Origin of the sequence: Endozoicomonas sp. ONNA2, assembly GCF_024606365.1 — a bacterium.
Classification (GTDB): domain Bacteria; phylum Pseudomonadota; class Gammaproteobacteria; order Pseudomonadales; family Endozoicomonadaceae; genus Endozoicomonas.
In genome coordinates, this window is record NZ_JAHHPO010000791.1 from 1 (window position 1) to 2,607 (window position 2,607).

The following is a 2,607-nucleotide window of genomic DNA, read 5'->3' on the forward strand; positions in this document are numbered from 1 at the left end:
ATAGCTAAATATCCTATTATCGGGATGATCGTTCGACCGATTCTGTCGCCCTGATTGAGTGAGTCTCCCGTCAACGCTCATTTGACTGGACCCGGAGTTTCCCCTTGAATTTGTTTCCTGAAACCCTCATTACAGTGCCTGTTATTGTCTGCCAACCGGAGTGCGGCCATGAATCCAAGCCGAGCCGATATTGAAACGGCTATCCGCAGCTATCAGGACCCTTACCTGAAAAACAATTTGCTGGATGCTGGCTGTCTTGAATCCCTGGACTTTGACAATGGCAACGTCAGGGCCCGACTGGTGCTGGGTTATCCCGCCAACGGTCTGTGTCATGGGGTTGCCCAGATGCTGGCCAGTAAAATCGACGATGTTGATGGCGTTGAGTCTGCGGATGTTTCGGTCAACTGGCAAGTTGATCCGGCACCGGTCCAGGGTGAGCTGGCAACCATGGCCGGTGTGAAGAACATCATTGCCGTGGCTTCCGGTAAAGGCGGGGTGGGTAAATCCACCACCGCCGCGAACCTGGCCCTGGCCCTGGCGGCAGAAGGTGCGCGGGTGGGTATTCTGGATGCCGATATCTATGGCCCGAGTATGGGGCAGATGTTTGGTATTGCCGATGGTACCCGGCCGGATGTGAAGAACGATAAATTTTTCATGCCCATTGAAGCCCATGGGGTTCAGGTGATGTCCATGGCGTTTCTGGTCACCGAAGATACCCCCGTGGTATGGCGTGGCCCCATGGTCAGTGGTGCCTTGATTCAGCTGTTAACCCAGACGATGTGGCATGATCTTGATTATCTGGTGATAGACCTGCCGCCGGGTACCGGTGACATTCAATTAACCCTGGCCCAGAAAATTCCGGTTTCCGGCAGTGTGGTGGTGACGACGCCCCAGGACCTGGCGCTGATTGATGCCAAAAAAGGCATCGAGATGTTCCGCAAGGTCGGTGTTCCTGTTCTGGGGGTGGTGGAAAATATGGCGGTTCATATCTGCTCGAACTGTGGCCATAGCGAGCACGTGTTTGGCGAAGGTGGGGGTAGCCGTATTGCTGAACAGTTTGACATCGAGCTTTTGGGCTCCCTGCCTCTGTCTTCGATGATTCGTGAACAGGCAGACCAGGGTGCACCTACGGTTATTTCTGAACCAGAATCCCAAATTGCCATGATTTACCGGGATATGGCCAAGCATATGACAGCAAAACTGTGGTTACGCCATCAGCAGGCCCCGACAGTGCCATCGCTGTCTGTGGTGGATGATTGAGTTGAGAAGCGATTGTCCCTGAAAGTGTTGGATTTTCTTGCGTACCTTGTCGAGAAACCTGCCTGGCTGGGATTTGGCAATCTTGTCCATGCGCTACAGCGCCAGCCAGTCAATATCCCTGCACTGAGTGAAGGCCTTCACTCTGGCCTGATTGTAACGCTGATTGAACCGGGCGTAACTGCTGTGTGATCGTCTATTCTTGGTGGACTACCCGCTATTAAAAAAACTTACAGTATGGACGATTTCTTCCAGCAGTGGCGTACCTACCGAACGGTTGTTAACCAGGGCTACATGGAGCATAACCGTATCGCTGACAATATCCTCAGGCAGATATTGCCGCTGGCGCAAGGTCTGGATATTCTTGATCTGGGCTGTGGTGATGCCGAGGTTTTTTTCCAGCTGCTACCGGAGCTGACGGTCAATGCTTACCGGGGCGTTGATAGTTCTGCGGCGGCGCTTGAGGTTCTGACTGAGCGCTTTAACAACAGAGATGTTGCTTTTCAGCTTGACTGTCAGGATATGATGGATTTTTTATCGTCCCATGATGGTCAGTCTGACGTTATTCTCGCTGGGTTTTGTCTGCATCACCTGTCGTTTGATGACAAAAAAAGGTGCCTGGAGCTGGCTTATGGCTGCCTTCGTGAGCATGGGGTGATGTTCATCTACGATATATTTTTACAACCCGGTGAATCCAGGAATCAGTACCTCGCAAATTATCTGAATTATATGCAGGCCAACTGGACAGCCATGTCAGTTCAGGAGTTGGAGGCTTTGAGTGCTCACATTACCGGTTGTGATTTTCCTGAAGAGGTGCAGACTTTTCGGCAGTGGTCACAAGACGTCGGGTTTGAGCAGTTCAGGAGCCTGTGGGAAGGGGGATGGCATTCCCACAAGCTGCTTCAGCTGAAGCGGGGTTGATGGCAGATTATGGGAAGATTCTCAACTCGACGATTCTGCGAAAGGGTTTCTGCTGGTTTTTCCCATGCTGCTCGTAACGCCTTGACCAAACGCTGTAATGCGTTTTCTTCTATGCCCTGTCAGGTAAGCTTTAAAGTGAGGACCCGGATCTCAGAAAGATCAGATTTATCTGGTCTGGACCCATTTTTTTGCAGGTATAGCCCGAAAGTTCGATACGCCCGGAGTTACCCATATGATCTGCAACAGTATCCAGTAACATACGATCATTCATATTCAGCTCAGCAGTTCCAGAATCAAAATAAATGCCCTTGGACGTATTTTGTGCAACAGCACAATCAGAGCTAACACCGCAGTCGGAATTACTCATTGACTGGTACCTGAATCCGTAACTTCAGAAGACGCTGAAACCTTCGGAAGCCGGTCGTGCCG

3 protein-coding genes are annotated in these 2,607 nt (G+C 51.2%); 2 read left to right on the plus strand and 1 reads right to left on the minus strand.

Going from position 1 to position 2,607, the window contains the following annotated elements:
• Positions 1–168 precede the first annotated feature (168 nt).
• The gene (gene apbC, locus KDK14_RS14110; protein WP_257265814.1) at positions 169–1,260 is read left to right on the plus strand and encodes an iron-sulfur cluster carrier protein ApbC; all 1,092 of its coding nucleotides are present in this window, start codon (positions 169–171) and stop codon (positions 1,258–1,260) included.
• A gap of 234 nt (positions 1,261–1,494) precedes the next feature.
• Complete coding sequence (locus KDK14_RS14115) at positions 1,495–2,178, plus strand: methyltransferase domain-containing protein (RefSeq protein ID WP_257265815.1); 684 nt, start codon at positions 1,495–1,497, stop codon at positions 2,176–2,178.
• Between the two features lie 130 nt (positions 2,179–2,308).
• Here the strand turns inward: KDK14_RS14115 and KDK14_RS14120 are convergent, their stop codons facing one another.
• Positions 2,309–2,545, minus strand: coding sequence for a hypothetical protein (locus KDK14_RS14120; RefSeq protein WP_257265816.1), 237 nt, complete (start codon positions 2,543–2,545; stop codon positions 2,309–2,311).
• Between the last annotated feature and the right edge of the window lie 62 nt (positions 2,546–2,607).